Source organism: Gemmiger qucibialis (genome assembly GCF_027689445.1).
Taxonomy (GTDB): Bacteria; Bacillota; Clostridia; order Oscillospirales; family Ruminococcaceae; genus Gemmiger; species Gemmiger qucibialis.
This window is the reverse complement of the sequence record NZ_JAQFEN010000003.1, coordinates 1-18570: the sequence shown is the minus strand read 5'-3', so window position 1 is coordinate 18570 and position 18570 is coordinate 1. Positions and strand designations below refer to the sequence as shown.

Below are 18570 nucleotides of genomic sequence, written 5' to 3'. Positions count from 1 at the left end.
TGATGTATAAATTGCTCTTATTTTTCCCGTTGTTTGCTCCTGTGCAAGCATATGTTAACGCTTTTGCTGCAAAGTCTGCTCTGTCCGCATTCCCGTTTCCCGGTAAAATTCATCCAATTCTCCCTGCTTTTTTGATCACACGCACTTCCTCGGGCACTGCGCAAAAACCTGGCGATTTTTTCAGTTTGCCTGCGGGTACGGCTGTCCGCTTTTCTTCCAGCGGGCGTACCTGCCTGCCCAGTATATGCTGTACGCAGTCAAGCTGCAAGGCATTTACACCGCGTATTCCTACCTCAGCGTCCGCGCCACTGTGGACTTGCCGCTGCCAGAAAATTCGATCCATGCAATTTTATTCCAGCTTCGCCTCCTTGCCCAGCGCCTTCTTTTTGCACTCACTTCAAAACCGCAAAAGGACATTTATTATATCAGCTACAAGGGGAAGTTGTCAAAAAAATTGCCAAAGAGATACAAATAGGCTATAATATAAAATAAAAAATTGTGTATTGAACGGTTTTTACCCCATTTGCACCCGGAAGGAGGTGGCAAGCACGGATACTTTACAGACAAATAGTACAACACAAACTGCTGAGATGCTCAAATTAGAGGGCGTTGTTGAGCATGTGATATACGAAAACCCGGATACCGGTTATGCCGTGTTTGAAGTGGATGCCGGTGGCACCGATATTGTTGTGGCAGGCAACGTGGGCAGCGTGGATAACGGTATGTCCATTACGGCGTATGGCTATATGGTCAACCACCCCAGCTATGGCGAACAGTTCCGTGCCGAAACCTGTGAGGCCAGCCTGCCGCAGGATACCGCGGCTTTGCTGAGCTACCTTTCCAGTGGGGTATTGCCCTATATCGGGCCTTCCACAGCAAAAAAGATTGTGGCAAAATTTGGGGCGCATACATTGAACGTCATCTCCGAAACGCCGGACAAACTCTGTGAGCTAAAAGGTATCACCCCGCAAAAGGCCGCCGCCATCTCCAACGAGTTCCGACGTATGTACGGTGTGCGGGAAGTGGTTGCCTGGATGGCCAAGTTTGGGCTTTCCGCCCAGATGGCTGTTACAGCCTACCGCGCGTTTGGCCCCGCCACGGTAGAAGCACTGAAAAAGAACCCCTACATGCTGTGCGGGGAGCCGCTGAACCTGAAATTCAGCCAGGTCGATGGTATCGCCGCCCAGCTGCAGGTAGGACAGGGCAGCGACCTGCGCATTGCCGCCGGGCTTTTGTACGCTTTGCGCCACAACGCCAACAACGGCCACACCTGCCTGCCCGCAGATAAGCTGATCGAAAGCACTGCGCGCTTTATTCGGGTGGAGCCGGATGCCGTAAAGGCCGGGCTGCAAAGCCTGTTGGAGCATGACGAAATGCGCGCCTGCACCTTTGACGGAACGAAATATATTTACCTGCCAGATCTGCTCAGCGCAGAGCAGGATATTGCTGCGCGGCTGGGGGAGCTTGCCACATTCCCGACAGAAGGCCCCAAAACGCTGGAAAGCGATATCCGCGTTTTGGAATTGACCCAAGGTTTTGAATATGCCCCTTTGCAGCGGGAAGCAATCCGCTTAGCACTCTCTTCCCGCGTAATGGTTTTGACCGGCGGTCCCGGTACCGGCAAAACCACAACGGTCAAAGCGATTCTGAATTTGTATGAAGGTATTTATGACCGGGTTGCCCTGTGTGCCCCCACCGGCCGCGCCGCCAAGCGGCTGACCGAGCTGACCGGCCACAGCGCTTCCACCATCCACCGATTGCTGGAAGTGGACTATTCTACCGGCAGCGTGCGTTTTATTCATAATGAAAAGAATCTTCTCCCGTTTGACGTTATCATTCTGGATGAGATGAGTATGGTAGATGCCAAGCTGTTCCAGGCGTTGTTGGCCGCCGCGCGTTACCACTGCCGCATTATTATGGTAGGTGATGCCGACCAGCTGCCCAGCGTTGGCCCCGGCAGTGTGCTGGGGGAAATCTTGCAGGCAGACGTTCTGCCCACCGTACGGCTGAATGAGATCTTCCGCCAGGCGCAGAAAAGCATGATTGTACAGAACGCCCACCGCATTGTGGAAGGGCAGATGCCCATAAAAGGCGGGCGGGATGATGACTTTTTCATGATCGAATCCACCGGTCTTGCCTGCCAGAGGCTGATCTGCGACCTGGTCAGTACCCGGCTGCCCAAAAGTTATGGCTATGACCCCGTGCGGGACATCCAGGTGCTTTGCCCCACCAAGGTTGGCCCCACCGGGAGCGTAGAACTGAACCGCCGCCTGCAGGCCATTTTGAACCCGCCTGCACCGGATAAGCCGCAGATCATTTGGGAGCAAAGCGGCCGTGTGCTGCGCTGTGGCGACAAGGTAATGCAGATCAAAAACGATTATGACATTCCCTATGAGCGGGACGGTGCCGAAGCCGGTGTGGGTGCCTATAACGGGGATATGGGTATTATTACTGCCGTTGACCCCGAAAGCCGTGCTGTGACGGTACAGATGGATGACCGAAAGTATATTTACGGTGCTGACCAGCTTGCCGAGCTGGAACCCGCTTACGCTGTAACAGTGCACAAAAGCCAGGGCTCTGAATTTCCGGCCGTCATTATGCCTGTGGCAGATGTACCCGCGCGCCTTTGTTACCGCAACTTGTTGTACACCGGGGTTACCCGCGCACGCCGCCTGTGCATTCTGGCGGGAACCCGGCGCACCGAGCAGGCCATGGTGGATAATGTGCGCCAGAACATGCGTTACAGCGGGCTGCGCTACCTGCTGCGCGAGGCAGTCACTCCGGCTGAAAAACGCAGATGAAACAGAGAAAACGCATATCTCTGGATTGGCTGGACCGTGGGCGAACGGCTCTGGAACCGCTGCTGGCCCTTGCCTATCCGCGGCACTGCCCGCTGTGCGGCACGATACTTGAGCAAAGCGCCTGGAAAGCCGCCGTGTGCCGTTCCTGTATACCGGAAGCCGAGCGTCTGCGGCATCTTCCACCGCGTCTGCCTGTAACGGAGCACGCCTTTTACGCTGTCAACACCTGCGCAGCTGCCTTTTACTATGCAGACAGTGTGCGCCATGCTATCCTGCTTTGCAAGGAGAACGGCAACCCCTGGTATGCGCGAGAACTGGCGGATTTGATGGCTGTGCTGATTTTTGGCGCACAGCCCGCCCGTGCCCCAGGGTACCGCCCGGTATACGAGAATCTATCCGGCATTTCGCTGTACAGCGCCATTGTTCCGGTGCCGCCGCGCGTAAAGAAGAACCGCGCGGAAAATATGCCCCTTTTGCTAGCGCAGCGCCTTGGGCGCATCCTGCACATTCCGGTCATCCAGCCGCTGTGCCTGACCCGGCAGGTTTTACCGCAAAAATCGCTGGACCAGCAAAAGCGCTTTGCCAATGTCAAGGATGCTTACGCCTGCCGTACTGGGGTTGACCTTTCCGGAATGCGGCTGCTGTTGCTGGATGATGTGATCACCACTGGTGCCACCATCTCTGCCTGCGCCAAAGCGCTATTGGAGGGTGGCGCTGTGAGTGTGGACGGCGTGTGTGTTGCAGCGACGGAACTGATGCCCAAAAGCCACTGTGCCGCCGGAACACCAAAAGAAAGCAAATAACTTTTATCTGCCGGACGGTTGATGGCAATTCACAATAGATAACAAAGTGCTGCTTCTGGCAGCAAGGAGTACCAGATAAACATGAAGCAATATGATATCGGCCTTGATCTTGGCACAACTTCCATTATCATTGCCACACAGGAACAGGGGGTTGTGTTCCATCAGCCCAGCATTGGTGCTGTTGATACCCGCAGCAGCACCATTCTGGCAGTGGGGGACAAAGCCCTGCGCATGGTGGGGCGTGTGCCTTCTTATATTGATATCATCCGCCCTTTGCGGGACGGTATTATTCAGGACCACCGAATGACAAACGAACTGATCGTGCGGTTTATCAATGAGGTATGCCGTTCGCGCATCATCAAGCCGCGCGTATCGGTCTGCGTTCCGGCAGCCATTACCGGCATTGAAGCTGACGCCGTGGTAGAAGCCGTCATGGCAGCCGGGGCACGGCAGGTTTTCCTTGTGGATGAACCTGTTGCCGCCGCCCTTGGCGCAGGGCTGGATATCCGCAAACCCATGGGCTGCATGGTAATTGATATCGGCGGCGGCTCCACGGATATCGCCGTGATCAGCATGGGTGGGCGGGTGCGCGCCGCCAGCCTGCCGGTCGCCGGCAACGCTTTTGACCAGTGCATTGCCCAGTATGTTCAGGAAAAATTCAACATTGCCATCGGCCCTCTAACCGCCGAAGCGCTGAAAAAGCAGGTTGCCTGCTGCACCAAAAGCGAGTTTGAGGGCGTAATGGAGATCCGTGGTCATTCCTGGGAGACCAACCTGCCCGCCCGCCGCCTTGTCTATACGCGGGACCTGTACCTGCCCGTGCAGGAACTGGCCGCCCGCATTGCCGCCACTGCCCGCAATGTATTGGAAAGCACCCCGCCGGAACTGGCCGCTGATGTTGCCAAGAACGGCATTCTGCTGACTGGCGGCGGCTCCATGCTGCGTGGCCTGGCTGGTTATATTGCCGGGGAGCTGCATGTGGATGTTGCCATCGCACCAGACCCCATCAACTGTGTGGCACGCGGAACCGCAGCCAGCTTAACGCTGGGCCAATACCTGACAGCCGGTTTCCGCGATGCCACTCCCAGAGCGTGGCATAACCGAATGCAATCCCCAGAAGGTTTTTCCAATTAAAGCGCAGCTTTTGTGCAGGTTGTAAAAAGTATGATTTTCTGCGGATACCTCCGCCAGCCTACTTTTCTATCCGGCAAAAGTGTGCTATACTATACAGCGTTTGCCAAAATTCCCAGCCCTGCATGGTTCCGGGCTGGTTCTGCCATATAATATAAGGACAGGTTCATTATGCCCGATACCATTACCACTGAATTTCTGGCCCTGCGGGACCGCTATATCGCTTCCTGCTTTACTAAGCTGAACCCGGTGCAGCAGCAGGCTGTGTTTACCACCGAAGGCCCGCTGCTGATCCTGGCAGGTGCAGGCTCCGGCAAAACCACCGTTCTGGTCAACCGCATTGCCAATATCATCCGTTTTGGCCGCGCCTATGGCTCCAAAGAGGTCAGCCGCCCGGTTGCGCAGAGTGATCTGGAGCAGCTGCGCACCGCCATCATGTGCGGCCAGCCGGTTCCGCAGTCCCTGATGCCGCTGATGAGCGTTGCCCCGGCCCGCCCGTGGAATGTGCTGGCCATTACCTTTACCAATAAAGCCGCCGGAGAGCTGAAAGAACGCCTGAAAGCCATGCTGGGTGATACCATGGGCGGGGATGTATTTGCCTCCACTTTCCACTCTGCCTGTGTACGGATCCTGCGCCGCGATGCCGAACGCATTGGCTTCCCCAAAAGCTTTACGATTTACGATTCCGACGACCAGCAGCGTGTCATCAAGCAGATCTACAAAGAACTGATGATTGATGACAAGTTCCTGCCGGTCAAATCAGCCATCTCCCAGATCAGCGGTTACAAAGATAAACTTCTTTCCGCCAAAGATGTCGCCGCCGAAGCGCCGCGCGATACCAAGGCTGCTTTGATTTCCAAAATCTATACCGCCTATTCCAACCGGCTGCGCACGGCTGGTGCCATGGACTTTGACGATCTGATTTTCCATACCGTGCAGATGCTGAAAACCGATGCCGAAGCGCGGGAATACTACCAGCAAAAGTTCCGCTATGTCGTGGTGGACGAATACCAGGATACCAGCGTGGCTCAGTTCCACCTGGTGCGCCTGCTGGCCGGTGGTTCCAACAATGTATGCGTTGTTGGCGATGACGATCAGAGCATTTATAAGTTCCGCGGTGCTACCATTGAAAATATCCTGAACTTTGAAAAAGTTTTTGCCGGGGCCAAAACCATCCGCCTGGAGCAGAACTACCGTTCCACCTCCAACATTCTGAATGCGGCCAATAGCGTCATCAAGAACAACAACGGCCGCAAGGGCAAGACCCTGTGGACCCAGAACGGCGATGGTGACAAAGTTCACCATTATACGGCTGCTTCGGAACAGGATGAGGCCAGCCATGTGGCCGAGGTTATTGGCCAGAACCTGAAAAATGGTGCTTCCTTAAAAGACCATGCCGTTTTGTACCGCATGAATGCGCAGTCCAACCCCATCGAAACTTATTTTGCCCGTGCCGGTATCCCGTACCGCATTGTGGGTGGCCAACGCTTCTTTGACCGCAAGGAAGTCAAGGATATCAACTCTTACATGGCCGTTGTGGTCAACCCGCGGGACGACGTGCGCCTGCGCCGCATCATCAATGAACCTGCACGAAAGATTGGTGCCACTACCATTGATAAGATCGGGGAACTGGCCGCCGCCAACGGCGTGCCGATGATGGAGATCATCCGGGAGGCTTCTTCTTATCCCGCACTGGGCCGTGCCGCCAGCGCGCTGAACGCGTTTTACTCCATGTACCGTGAACTGTGTGATCTTTCCGTCACCCTTCCGTTGGATGAATTTGCCGGTGAAGTGATCCGCAAGACCGGATACGAAGCCATGCTGAAAGCGCAGAAAGAAGAAGGCGAGACCCGGCTGGAAAACTTGGGCCAGTTGATTTCTTCCGTAAAGACTTATGCGGAGCAGAACGGGGAAGACGCAACCCTTTCCGGTTTCTTGGAAGAAGTTGCCCTGATTGCAGACCTTGATTCCTATGATGAAGATGCTGATTCCGTTACCCTGATGACGATGCACAGCGCCAAGGGCCTTGAATTCCCGTATGTGTTTATCATTGGTATGGAGGATGGCGTTTTCCCCGGTGACCTTGCTCGCTACAGCGAGGAAGAAATGGAAGAGGAGCGCCGCCTGTGCTATGTCGGTATTACCCGCGCCAAGAAAGAGCTGTATCTTTCTTCCTCCCGCAGCCGTATGATTTTCGGCCAGACGCGCCGCAACCCGCCTTCCTGCTTTTTGGATGAGATTGACCCCAATGTGATGGACGAAACCGAAAGCCCAGAGCTTGCTTACAGCGGCGGTTTTGGCGCCGGGTACGGCAGCTACAGCACCAATGTTCCCGGCGGGCGCAGCGGATACTCCGGGGCTTCCCGCGGGTATCTGAACAGTGAATACAACCGCGGCGGCTTTGGCAGCAAGTATGCCGGCGGCTTCCAAAGTGGGTTTGCTTCCGGCGGGCACGAAAGCCCGAACTACCCCGGCGGCCGCCACACGGTCCAAAGCAGTAGCTTTGGCGCCGGGTATGGCAGTAGCCGCGTCAACCATCATTCCGGTGCTCCGGTTGCTCCGGCGGGCGGTGGCGTTACCACTGCGCCCGCCGCACCCGCACGCAAAAAGGCCGCCAACTTTGCAGCCGGGGACCTTGTGGACCACAAGGTGTTTGGCCGCGGCAAGGTGCTGAAAGTAACGCCGGTTGCGGGGGACTGTATTGTAGAAATCCAGTTTGACCGCGTTGGCATCAAAAAAACAATGGCCAATTACGCCCCGCTGACCAAGCTGACCAGCGAAGAATAAACCACTGATAAAAAAGGAAAAGAGGGAACGGGCCCATGCTTGTAACATTGATCGCCCACACCAATGACCCCGAAAAGACCATTGCCGCAGCCGCCAAGCTGTGCTATTCTGATGCACATATCGAAACCCTGCTGGATGGCCTAACACCGGAAAAGACCGCAGCCTTTTTGCAAAAGCTGAATGACTTCGGCCACGCCAGCCCCATTGAACATGCCAGCTTTACCTTTGGCATTGAGGGCGTTTCCCGCACCTTTCTGGCACAGGTCACCCGCCACCGCATTGCAAGTTTCAGTGTGCAGAGCCAGCGCTATGTGCGGCTGGAAGATTTCCGTTATGTGATTCCCCCGGAAATTGAGGCTGACCCTGCGGCCAAAGCGGCTTTTATTGATGCAATGAACGCCGATGCCAAACACTACCTGGAGCTGGTCAAAGCACTGGAAGAAAAGCATACCCACACCTTGATGGAGCAGGGCATGCCGGAAAAGACCGCCCGCGCCAAAGCCAGCAAAATGGCAAACGAGGACGCCCGCTTTGTATTGCCCAACGCCTGCGAGACAAAAATGGTAATGACCATGAACTGCCGCAGCCTGAACAACTTTTTCAACCTGCGCTGCTGCAACCGTGCCCAGTGGGAGATCCGCGCCGTTGCCGATGAAATGCTGCGCCTTGTATACCCGCTTGCGCCGCATGTTTTTGCCGCAGCTGGTCCCCGCTGCCTGGCGGGTCCCTGCCCGGAGGGCGGTATGTGCTGCGGCAAGCAGAACGCCGTGCGTGATAAATATGCAACACTGAAACAGGAGGCTGAAAACCATGGGTAAACTGATTATTTTTGAAGGCCTGGATGGTTCCGGCAAGGGCACACAGACAGAACTTGCCTGCCAGAATTTGCATAGCAAAGGGTATGACCCGCTGAAAATCAGCTTCCCAGATTATGACAGTCCGTCCTCCGCACTGGTCAAGATGTATCTTTCCGGCGAGTTCGGCCAGCGCCCGGATGACGTGAACGCTTATGCAGCTTCAACGTTTTATGCTGTTGACCGCTTTGCCAGCTACAAAACCAGGTGGGGCAATGTCTACCGCCAGAATGGGCTAATCATCTCTGACCGTTACACCACCTCCAACGCTGTTCACCAATGTTCCAAACTGCCGCCGATGCACTGGGATGGTTTTCTGGAGTGGCTGTTTGAGTTCGAGTACAAAAAGCTCGGCCTGCCTGCGCCGGATGCGGTTGTATACCTTGCGGTTGATCCCGATGTCAGCCAGCGCCTGATTGCGCAGCGCTACCACGGCGATGAAAGCAAAAAAGATATTCAGGAACGCGATACCGAATACCTGGCCCGTTCCCGCGCCGCCGCTGAATACTGCGCACGCAAGCTGGGCTGGCACCGCATTGAGTGTACCACAACGGTAGACGGCCAGAAAACCATCCGCACGCCGGAGGATATTCAGTCCGAAGTGATGGCATACCTGGAGCGGATTTTGAGCTAAAACCGTTGGCAGCAAAAACCACACGTTGAATACGGCAAGGAGGGGATAGAACATGCTTTGCAAAGCAACGGAAGCTGATTTGGAGCAGATGGTTGCGTTCCGCCGCAAAACGTATGGCGGAACCCGCCAGGATGCTTTGGACTGGCTTTGTGGAATTGTGGGGTTGGATAATATCCTGATCCTTGCCCGGGACCCGGCCCCCGGTGCAAAGCCCATCCCGGCCGCCATGATTGGTGCGGTTCCAGTGGAATGCGGGCACCACCACGGCGTATGGCTCTGCTGCATGGCAACGGACCCGTCCCTGCAGGGGCGCGGGCTGATGCCCAAACTGCTGGCAACCTGCCTGCGCGCCTTTTCCGCCAAAGGGTGTGATTTCGCTGTGGCGGCACCGCAAAGCACGCGGGCCGCAAAAGCGTTTTCCCAGCTGAATTTTCAGGGGCGCTTCCCGCTGCGCATCATCCGCAAGCCCATTGAACACAATTTGTGGGCACGAGCAGAGTTTGATAACCTAACAGTCCGCAAATTGATCGACACCCGCATGCGCTACCAGCCCGCCTGCATCGCCCTGCCGGAAAGCAGCATGAACACCATGATCACCCGGCTCTACCGCCGCGGTATGACCATTGTTTCCAACCAGCGCGGTTACGGCCTCTATTGCCAAGAAAAGGACGAGCTGCTTTTTATGGAGCTGCAGGCCGATAACGACCACTCGGCTGATATTCTGCTGCAGGCCGCGCGGGAACATACCGGTCTGACCAAAGCACGGCTGCTGCTGGCGGAAAATCAGTTTTTGTACCTGGGCGAGGGTAAGCGCTGTGGTTACGGCATGATTTGTTACCTTGGGCAGCCGTTCCCCGTTACGGACGTTTATTTCCGCCTGTTGCTGTAAGACCGTGCATACGTGAAACAGGGCAGTTCTGCTGCCTGGTAAAGGAGATTTGGAATGAAAATCAATCGTGGTGATTCCCAGGACAAGGGCTCGCAGTCGCGCCAGGCTTATCATGCTGCGCCAGCCCCCGCACCAAAGCGCCCGGTACAGCCTGATCCTGACCCGCAGGACCTGTACGAAGACGCCGAAGGTCCAGACGAGTACGCAGAGGATGACGATGATGAACCCGTCCGCCGCCGTTTTCCCATTGGACTTGTGGTTCTTGTTGTCATTTTGGCTATCGTCGGCATCGGCGGCTGGAAAGTGTTCCAGTTCTACGGCGAAGTTGCCGGCAACGGCGAACTTGGCCCGGAGCAGACCGTTACCATTGAACAGGGTTCCACTGTTGCAGACATCACAAACGTTTTGAAAGAGGATGGCGTCATCCAGTATGACTGGCTGTTCAAGCTGTATGCCAAATACAGCGGCCGCGCTTCCGGTTTGCAGTATGGCGATTTTACCCTGCGCTCCGGCATGGATTATAACACGATCCTGAAAACCCTCAGCGTGCAGCAGGTCAAGCGCAAGACCATTACCATCACATTCCCCGAAGGCTACACAGCCGTTGCTATTGCCCAGAAGATGGAAGAAAATGGCTTGTGCTCGGTGGATGATTTCCTTGCCTGCGCCAACGGCGAGGATGGTTCCGATTTCAGCCAGTATGATTTCTGGAATGCCATCCCGGATACCGAAGGCCGCCTGATGAAGTGCGAGGGCTACCTGTTCCCGGACACTTACGAGTTCTTCACCGATGACTCGGTCTATAATTACGTCAACACCTTCTATAAGGAATTCGACGCCAAAACTTCCGACCTGTGGGATACCATCAACGAAAAGGGCACCACAATGAATGATGTTGTCATTCTGGCCAGCTTCATTCAGGAAGAAGCCGGTATGCCCGCAGAAGACGCCAAGGTTTCCGCCTGCTTCCACAATCGTTTGGAATCCGATGACCCGCAGTGGGCAGAGCATAAGCTGGAATCCAATGCCAGCAGCTATATCATGAACGATAGTGACAATAACTACCTGTGGAATTCGCCCACCGCCGTTTATTACGGCTGGCCGGAACAGGGTGCTATTCCTGATGATGTGCTTGCTCATTACGACACCTACCGCATCAGCGGCCTGCCCGCCGGTGCCATCACCAATCCCGGTATTGATGCCATTGCTGCCGCGCTGAATCCCGACCAGGAATATCTGGACGAAGGCTATTATTTCTTTGTTACCGGCAACCCGAACGGCGACCACCCTGGCGAATATTTCTATGCCAAAACGGCAGACGAACACCATCAGAACTGCATCATCGCCGGTTGGGGCTGATAAAAGCTGAACTTCACTGAACAAAGGAGCCGTTATCTTATGTTGTCCTGTCCGGAACTGCTGTCGCCTGCCGGCAGCCTTGAAGCCCTGAAATATGCCGTCATGTATGGTGCCGATGCCGTATACTGCGCACTGCCGCGCTTTGGTATGCGCGCCGCACCGGTCAACCTGACCATTGGCGAGCTTCATGATGGCTGCATTTTTGCCCATGCTCGCGGCAAAAAAGTATACCTGACCCTGAACAACCTGCCCACCAACGATGAGCTTTCCGAGCTGCCGCAGTATATCAAGGACGCGGCCGAAGCCGGGGTGGATGCCTTTATCATTGCGGACCTTGGCGTACTGAGCCTTGCCAAACAGTATGCTCCGGATGTGGATGTGCATTTTTCTACCCAGGCAGGCATCACCAATTATGCTGCTGCAACCATGGCCTACAACCTGGGCGCCAAGCGTGTGGTGCTGGCACGCGAGCTGACCCTGACCGATATTGCCCAGATCCGCGATAACACCCCGCCGGAGCTGGAACTGGAAGCCTTTGTGCACGGCGCCATGTGCATGAGCGTTTCTGGTCGGTGCCTGCTTTCCAGCTATATGACCGGGCGCAGCGGTAACCGCGGCGAATGTGCCCAGCCCTGCCGCTGGAAATACTATCTTGTAGAAGAAAACCGCCCCGGCCAGTATATGCCCATTGGCGAAAATGAGGAAGGCAGCTACATCCTGAACGCCAACGACCTATGCACCGCACCGTTTTTGGACCTGATCTGCAAGGCTGGTGTGGATTCTCTGAAAATTGAGGGGCGCGCCAAAACGTTCTATTACGTTGCGTCCGTTACCGCTGCTTACCGCAAAGCGCTGGACCAGTACCTGGCAAACCCCGCCAGTGATACGTTTGATTTACCGGATTCCGTGCTGGATGAGCTGAACCGTACCAGCCACCGCCATTATTCACCCGGTTTCTATTTTGGCAAAGAGAAAGCCCTGCAGACGCCCAGCCATACTTATGTGCGAGATTGGGATTTCATCGGCACTGTGGATTCGTGGGAAGACGGCGTTGCCCATTGCACCCAGCGCAGCAAGTTCTGCCTGGGAGATTCGCTGGAAATTTTGCAGCCAGATGGTTCGGTCGTGCCCGTAACCCCTGAATGGATCAAAAACGCGGAAGGGGAAGCGGTGGATGCCACCCCGCACCCGATGATGCAGTATACCATTCCCTGTGCCACGCCCTTGATGCCGTACAGCCTGCTGCGGATGCAGAAAAGGCAGTAAATTTTCATTTATCTATTTGCAACAACCAAAAGCCCCACCTGCCGGATGCAGAATGTTCTGCCCGGCAGGCGGGGCTTTTTTATTTTTATTCTTTACTTTTAGGGCAATACCGCATAATTCTAAGTGCCGATACGGCGAGCGAGGTGCGGCAGATGCCAAGCCAAAAGCGCAGATAATACTGGATGCTGCAAAGGTGAGCGCCGCCAGTGGCGGAAACAGCGAACCGAAGCAGGGGCAGCGGTCGCAGAGTGCGAGGGGCTTTTGCCCCCGAAGCACGATGCGGGTACCGCAACTCGACATTATCGAGCATTTTGGCAACGCAGATGCCGTGCCGCAGCCGCCGGAGCGGTGCTTAAGCCGTCAGGCGGGAATTGTGCGGTGTTGCCTTAGCATTTTCGCCGGGCACTGCGACAGTATTACAACAAGCTTCGCCTTGTCATCGAAAAAACACAGACTTAATTTTTTCCCATAACTATAAGTCAAGCAAAAGCAGCGAAACCGCCTTTGCCAGCAGGGAATGGCAAAGTAGAATTTTCACAAAAAACAGTCCACTTCAAACCATGGAATGCCGGATATTATGCCGCTATACTAATAGCATAAGGCAGTTCGCCTGATTCGTATTTTACCAAAAAGGAGAGAAAGATGCAAACCTGTTATCTTGCTGTAGATATCGGAGCATCCAGCGGCCGGCACATTATTGGCACCGTGGAACATGGTGTTATGGCCCTGCATGAAGTCTACCGCTTTGAAAACCGCCTGATTGAAAAGAACGGTCACCTTTGCTGGGATATGGAAGGCCTGGTTCAGAATGTGATCGAGGGGCTGAAAGCCGCCCACGATGCAGGCTATACGCCCACAACGGTCGGTATTGATACCTGGGCTGTTGACTTTCTGCTTCTGGAGGCCGATGGTACCCCTATCGGGGACCCCGTTGCTTACCGCGATGGCCGCACCGCCGCCATGCGGGAGGAACTGGAACCCATTCTGCCGTTTACAAAACTTTACGCCCGTACCGGCATCCAGTACCAGTCGTTCAACACGGTTTACCAACTGTGTGCCTTAAAGAAAGAGCACCCGGAACAGCTTGCCGCTGCCGAGCATTTTTTGATGGTGCCGGATTACCTGAATTACCGCCTGACCGGCGTGATGGCCAACGAGTACACCAATGCTTCCACCACTGCCCTGGTGGGCGCTATAAGCAAGGATTGGGACGATGAAATCATCAACCGGCTTGGTCTGCCGCGCAAAATCTTTGGCAGAATCAGCACCCCCGGCACCAAACTTGGAAATTTGAGCTCCGCCGTCAAGGATTATGTCGGCTTTGACTGCACCGTCGTACTGCCCGCTACACATGATACCGGCTCCGCCTTTTTGGCTGTTCCTGCAAGGGATGATAAGGCCGTTTATCTTTCCAGCGGCACATGGAGCCTGCTGGGTGTGGAAAACAAAGACCCCATCACGACCCCTGCCAGCATGCAGGCCAATTTTACCAACGAGGGCGGCTATGAATATCGCTACCGTTACCTTAAGAACATTATGGGCCTGTGGATGATCCAGTCTGTGCGGCGTGAACTTGGCGAGCAGACCGGAACCCGCCCGTCTTTCCCGGAATTGATTGCCGCCGCGCAGGAAGCCAGCAGCTTTGCCGGGATCGTATCCACTGGCGACGACCGCTTCCTGGCGCCGAAATCCATGATCAAAGAAGTCAAGGCTGCCTGCAAAGACGGCGGCAAACCGGTTCCCGCCACCACCGGCGAAGTGATGCAGACCATTTACAACTCGCTTTCGCATGATTATCAGGCCGCTATTCAAGAGCTGCAAAGCCTGACCGGCAAAGAATATACCAGCATCAATATTGTGGGCGGCGGCAGCCAGGATATGTACCTGAACCAGATGACCGCAAATGCCACCCAGCTGCCCGTGTTTGCAGGCCCTACCGAGGGTACCGCCCTTGGCAACCTGATGGTGCAGATGATCCGTGCAGGGGAGTTCAAAGACCTTGCGGATGCACGCGCCTCCATCAAAAAGTCGTTCACTATTTTGGAATGTGATCCGCAATAAATTTTATTACAGGGGGTAATATCCATGTTAGTTGAAACCAAAGCCCGTGTTGGCGTGTTTGCCATTGCTCTGGGTGCCTATCTGCCGCAGTTCCCAACCCTGGTTCCTGAATTTGAGGGTCAGTATGCCGCTTTCAAAAAGACCATTCCCGGTACTGTTGAGGTCATTGACGGCGGCATTGTTACCACCAAAGAGCAGTCCATGGCAGCGGGCGATAAGTTCCGTACCGCAGACGTTGACCTGGTTATTCTGCAGCTGCTGACCTATGCAACCTCTTACAACATGCTGCCCGCCGTGCGCGATCTGGATGTACCCGTTGTACTGGTCAATGTGCAGAAGAAGAAAGCCCCGGATTATGCCAACACTGATACACCAACCTGGCTAGGTGAACTGTACGCCTGTGGTGCCGTTGGTGAAATGGTTGCCGACCTGGAACGCGCCGGTAAGCGCCATGCCGTTATCACCGGCGTGGTCGAGGGCGGTGACCCCGGTGTGCAGGCTGAAATTGAAGATTGGTGCCGTGCTGCACAGGTGCGCCGCCGCTTCCGCGATACCAACCTTGCCCAGATCGGCCGCCCGTACCCCGGCATGATGGACCTGTACATTGACGAAACCAACCTATACAACCGCATGTGGCTTTACACCAAGCAGTTTGACTGGGAAAAAATGTGGGCCATTGCCGATAACATCACCGATGAAGAAGCGATTCGTGCCAAGGCACAGGATATTCTGGATACCTTTGATATTGAGGGCGGCGGCACGATCGAAAAGGTCTGGGATATGGCCCGTTATGTTGTTGCCTTTGAGCAGTGGGTCAAGGACGAAAAGATTGCGTTTGTGGCTTCCCACTACGACGGTTTTGCCAAGGGTGTGGCCGGCAAACTGGACTCCATGCTGATTCCTGCATTCTCGATGCTCATCAAGCAGGGCACTGCCTGCGCGGTTGAGGGCGATATCAAGGTTTCGATGGCAATGTCCATCCTGAAAACCATTGCGGGCTGCGGCCAGCTGAGCGAGATGTACTCCATCGACTTCAACGAGGATATCTGCATCATCGGCCATTCCGGCTCCGGTGATGCCGATATCTCCAAGGCAAAAAAGCCGACCATGAAGATCGTGCCCGTGTTCCACGGCAAGACTGGTGGCGGCTATCTGACCCAATTCTATCCACCGGTCGGCGATGTGACCTATCTGGCCATCACGCAGGATAAGGACGGCCACTTCAAGTTTGTGGTTGCCGAGGGCGTCAATGAACCCGGCCCCATCTTTACCTTTGGCGATACCAACATGCGTACCCGCTTCAGCTGCGGTGCGCGTGAGTTCTGCAACCGCTGGAGCGAAGCCGGCCCCACCCACCACATGGCAGCAGCCACCGGCCGCCACATTGATACCATCCTGAAAGTGGCAAAGATCTTTAATGTCCCTGTTGATATCATCACGCGGTAAGCCGCAGGCAACAGTTACGATAAAAGGCAATGGAGTAAAGGAGCAGTATTATGAGCACGATTTATGATGTAGCAAACGTAAAAGGTTTTATCCGTATGTGCAACGACGGCTGGCTGCAGGGCTGGCATGAGCGCAACGGCGGCAACCTGACCTACCGCATGACCGAGGAAGATGTTGCCGCATGCCGTCCTTTCTTTGACGAAACCCCGCGCGAGTGGGTCAACATGGGCGTTCAGGCTGATAACCTGGCCGGGGAATATTTCATCACCACCGGTTCCGGCAAGTTCTTCCGCAATGTGGAGCCGGACCCTATCCACAGCATCGGCATTGTTGAGATCAATGATAAGGGCGACAGCTGGCGCATTGTCTGGGGCCTGGCCGATGGCGCAAAGCCGACTTCCGAGTTTCCCAGCCACTTTATGAACCACAGCGTGCGCAAGGCCGCCACCAACGGTGCCAACCGCGTGATCTACCACTGCCATGCTACCAACGTAATTGCCCTGACCTACATTCTGCCGCTGACTGACCGTGATTTTACCCGTGCTTTGTGGCAGAGCGCTACTGAATGCCCGGTCGTTTTCCCGGAGGGTGTCGGCGTCTGCCCCTGGATGGTGCCCGGCGGTGCTGACATTGCCATGGCTACCAGTGAGCTGATGAAAAAATACCAGGCTGCCATTTGGGCACAGCACGGTTTGTTTGCTTCCGGCCCCGATTTTGATATTACTTTCGGCCTGGCCCACACGATTGAAAAGAGTGCTGAGATCTATGTCAAAGTTCTCTCCATGGGCGGCGGCCTGATCCGCCAGACCATCACCGATGATGACCTGCGTGCCATTGCCCATGATTTTGGCGTTCAGCTGAACGAGGAATTCCTCGACTGATTTATTCTGACATTCTCTATATTTCCCTACATATGCCTTCCGGTATTGCAGCCCTCCTGTGTGCCGGAAGGCTTTTTTGTATTGCACTTGCTTTTTGCCCAAACCTGCGCTATGCTGAAAGAAAAGCAGGGGAGGCGTTATGCACCATGTTCTTTAACCACCGCAAAACCTGCGCCGCGTTGCAGCCGCCGCCGGGCCTTGGCCCGGCGGATATTGCAATGCAAAGCAGCATTTGTACAGGTGAAACCATCATCGGCTTCCGCCAGCCCGGCACGGACCGGCTTTTGCAGGCTGTTGTTGTGCACAGCCCACAGGATGTTGCCGATTTTTATCGTTCTTATGGGTTTTCTGCTCCGGAAGGAGAGAATTCCATCCCGCGCACCGTTTGATATAGTTTTGTCAATCTCGCCTGATATTTTTGCGTCAAACGCATGAATTTTTGCGTTTTTAGCCAGTTCAGACTTTTTTTGCGCAAAAAACATATGTTTTGTCCTTGCACCATTTGCAAATAATTCAAATCGTGCTATAATTGTATCTGTACTAGCGTGTGCGGGATCCACGGATACCCGGCACCAGATTGATACGGAGGTATTATCATGGACGTTTTTGAAAATTTTGAAAATCAGTTGAAAGCAAATCCTAAAACCATCGTATTTACTGAGGGCACTGATGCCCGTATCCTGTCCGCAGCATCCAAGCTGCTGGCTGGCAAGATTTTGAACGTTTTGCTGCTGGGCAACCCGGAAGCAGTCAAAAAGGCTGCTGCTGAGGGCGGCTTTGACATTACCGGCGCAGAGATCTGCGACCCGACCTCTTACCCTGAATTTGACGCAATGGTTGCCAAAATGGTTGAACTGCGCAAGGGTAAGATGACCGAGGAGCAGTGCCGCGCTGCACTGTCCAAGTCCAACTACTTCGGCACCATGCTGGTCAAGATGGGTAAGGCTGACTGCCTGCTGGGCGGCGCTACCTATTCTACCGCTGATACCGTTCGCCCGGCTCTGCAGCTGATCAAGTGCAAGCCCGGCATCAAGTCCGTCAGCTCCTGCTTCATTATGGTCCGCGGCAACGAGAAGCTGGCGATGGGCGACTGCGCCATCAATATCGATCCTTCTGAGGATGAGATCGTCGAGAGCACCGTTGAGACTGCTCATACCGCTGAGATTTTCGGTATCGACCCGAAGGTTGCTCTGCTGAGCTACTCCACCAAGGGTTCCGGCAAGGGCGAGACCGTTGATAAGATGCGCAACGCCACCCTGCGCGTTCAGGAAGCACATCCCGAACTGAAGGTTGACGGTGAACTGCAGTTTGACGCCGCCGTTGCACCGGAAGTTGGCAAGCTGAAGGCTCCCAACTCCACCGTTGCTGGCGAAGCTAACGTCTTTATCTTCCCGAACATCAACGCCGGCAACATCGGCTATAAGATCGCACAGCGTCTGGGCGGCTTTGCTGCATACGGCCCCATCCTGCAGGGTCTGAATGCTCCCATCAACGACCTGTCCCGTGGCTGCGATGCTGAGGAAGTCTACAAGATGAGCCTCATCACTGCTGCTCTGATCTGAGATTGCCGCGTAAAACTTAAACGTACATAAAAACCGCCACGAACCTGTTATGAAGTGACCCCAAAAAGTTAGACAATATTCTGAAGTAAAAATTGT

The 18570-nt window shown here is 54.9% G+C and carries 14 protein-coding genes; 13 read left to right on the top strand and 1 reads right to left on the bottom strand.

Translation table 11 applies throughout. The annotated features are described in order from the left end of the window. The first annotated feature begins 590 nt into the window (after positions 1-590). The 12 genes from recD2 to rhaD all read left to right on the top strand — a co-directional run bounded on the left by recD2 (position 591) and on the right by rhaD (position 16912). Positions 591-2801, top strand: coding sequence for an SF1B family DNA helicase RecD2 (gene recD2 / locus PG062_RS06580; protein WP_270751671.1), 2211 nt, complete (start codon positions 591-593; stop codon positions 2799-2801). Continuing rightward, positions 2798-3604: a ComF family protein gene (locus tag PG062_RS06575; RefSeq protein WP_270751670.1), complete on the top strand. Its 807-nt coding sequence runs from the start codon at positions 2798-2800 to the stop codon at positions 3602-3604. The genes recD2 and PG062_RS06575 overlap by 4 nt, the downstream gene beginning before the upstream one ends. Before the next feature lie 81 nt (positions 3605-3685). Further along, entirely contained in the window at positions 3686-4738 is a 1053-nt protein-coding gene (locus PG062_RS06570; RefSeq protein WP_270751669.1) for a rod shape-determining protein, read from the top strand. Between the two features lie 168 nt (positions 4739-4906). Then, on the top strand, positions 4907-7522 hold the full coding sequence (locus tag PG062_RS06565) for an ATP-dependent helicase (protein ID WP_113999499.1): 2616 nt from the start codon (positions 4907-4909) through the stop codon (positions 7520-7522). A gap of 35 nt (positions 7523-7557) precedes the next feature. Then, entirely contained in the window at positions 7558-8340 is a 783-nt protein-coding gene (thyX, locus tag PG062_RS06560) for an FAD-dependent thymidylate synthase (protein WP_113999500.1), read from the top strand. Beyond that, a complete protein-coding gene (locus tag PG062_RS06555) occupies positions 8333-9010 on the top strand; it encodes a dTMP kinase (protein WP_270751668.1) in 678 nt (225 codons plus the stop codon). Before thyX ends, PG062_RS06555 begins: the two co-directional genes overlap by 8 nt. 52 nt (positions 9011-9062) lie before the next feature. After that, positions 9063-9899, top strand: a complete 837-nt coding sequence (locus PG062_RS06550) for a GNAT family N-acetyltransferase (protein ID WP_113999502.1) — start codon at positions 9063-9065, stop codon at positions 9897-9899. A 54-nt stretch (positions 9900-9953) separates the two neighbouring features. Beyond that, complete coding sequence (mltG, locus tag PG062_RS06545; RefSeq protein ID WP_270751667.1) at positions 9954-11258, top strand: endolytic transglycosylase MltG; 1305 nt, start codon at positions 9954-9956, stop codon at positions 11256-11258. Between the two features lie 39 nt (positions 11259-11297). After that, a complete protein-coding gene (locus PG062_RS06540; protein WP_270751666.1) occupies positions 11298-12524 on the top strand; it encodes a peptidase U32 family protein in 1227 nt (408 codons plus the stop codon). 642 nt (positions 12525-13166) lie between these two features. Continuing rightward, complete coding sequence (rhaB, locus tag PG062_RS06535; RefSeq protein ID WP_270751664.1) at positions 13167-14585, top strand: rhamnulokinase; 1419 nt, start codon at positions 13167-13169, stop codon at positions 14583-14585. Between the two features lie 24 nt (positions 14586-14609). Then, positions 14610-16031, top strand: a complete 1422-nt coding sequence (locus PG062_RS06530; RefSeq protein WP_270751663.1) for an arabinose isomerase — start codon at positions 14610-14612, stop codon at positions 16029-16031. A gap of 50 nt (positions 16032-16081) precedes the next feature. Beyond that, complete coding sequence (gene rhaD, locus PG062_RS06525; protein WP_270751662.1) at positions 16082-16912, top strand: rhamnulose-1-phosphate aldolase; 831 nt, start codon at positions 16082-16084, stop codon at positions 16910-16912. Positions 16913-17049: 137 nt separating this feature from the next. On the opposite strand, the gene PG062_RS06520 is transcribed toward rhaD, so the two are convergent. Continuing rightward, complete coding sequence (locus tag PG062_RS06520) at positions 17050-17472, bottom strand: hypothetical protein (protein ID WP_270751661.1); 423 nt, start codon at positions 17470-17472, stop codon at positions 17050-17052. A 36-nt stretch (positions 17473-17508) separates the two neighbouring features. Here PG062_RS06520 and pta point away from each other — a divergent pair, with 36 nt between their 5' ends. Beyond that, entirely contained in the window at positions 17509-18474 is a 966-nt protein-coding gene (gene pta / locus PG062_RS06515; protein WP_270751660.1) for a phosphate acetyltransferase, read from the top strand. Positions 18475-18570 lie beyond the last annotated feature (96 nt).

Coding starts and splice junctions, on each gene's coding strand:
- thyX (WP_113999500.1), top strand. CDS start 7,558: ATGCTTGTAACATTGATCGCCCACACCAATGACCCCGAAAAGACCATT.
- recD2 (WP_270751671.1), top strand. CDS start 591: ATGCTCAAATTAGAGGGCGTTGTTGAGCATGTGATATACGAAAACCCG.
- mltG (WP_270751667.1), top strand. CDS start 9,954: ATGAAAATCAATCGTGGTGATTCCCAGGACAAGGGCTCGCAGTCGCGC.
- pta (WP_270751660.1), top strand. CDS start 17,509: ATGGACGTTTTTGAAAATTTTGAAAATCAGTTGAAAGCAAATCCTAAA.
- PG062_RS06550 (WP_113999502.1), top strand. CDS start 9,063: ATGCTTTGCAAAGCAACGGAAGCTGATTTGGAGCAGATGGTTGCGTTC.
- PG062_RS06575 (WP_270751670.1), top strand. CDS start 2,798: ATGAAACAGAGAAAACGCATATCTCTGGATTGGCTGGACCGTGGGCGA.
- PG062_RS06570 (WP_270751669.1), top strand. CDS start 3,686: ATGAAGCAATATGATATCGGCCTTGATCTTGGCACAACTTCCATTATC.
- rhaB (WP_270751664.1), top strand. CDS start 13,167: ATGCAAACCTGTTATCTTGCTGTAGATATCGGAGCATCCAGCGGCCGG.
- PG062_RS06555 (WP_270751668.1), top strand. CDS start 8,333: ATGGGTAAACTGATTATTTTTGAAGGCCTGGATGGTTCCGGCAAGGGC.
- PG062_RS06530 (WP_270751663.1), top strand. CDS start 14,610: ATGTTAGTTGAAACCAAAGCCCGTGTTGGCGTGTTTGCCATTGCTCTG.
- PG062_RS06540 (WP_270751666.1), top strand. CDS start 11,298: ATGTTGTCCTGTCCGGAACTGCTGTCGCCTGCCGGCAGCCTTGAAGCC.
- PG062_RS06565 (WP_113999499.1), top strand. CDS start 4,907: ATGCCCGATACCATTACCACTGAATTTCTGGCCCTGCGGGACCGCTAT.
- rhaD (WP_270751662.1), top strand. CDS start 16,082: ATGAGCACGATTTATGATGTAGCAAACGTAAAAGGTTTTATCCGTATG.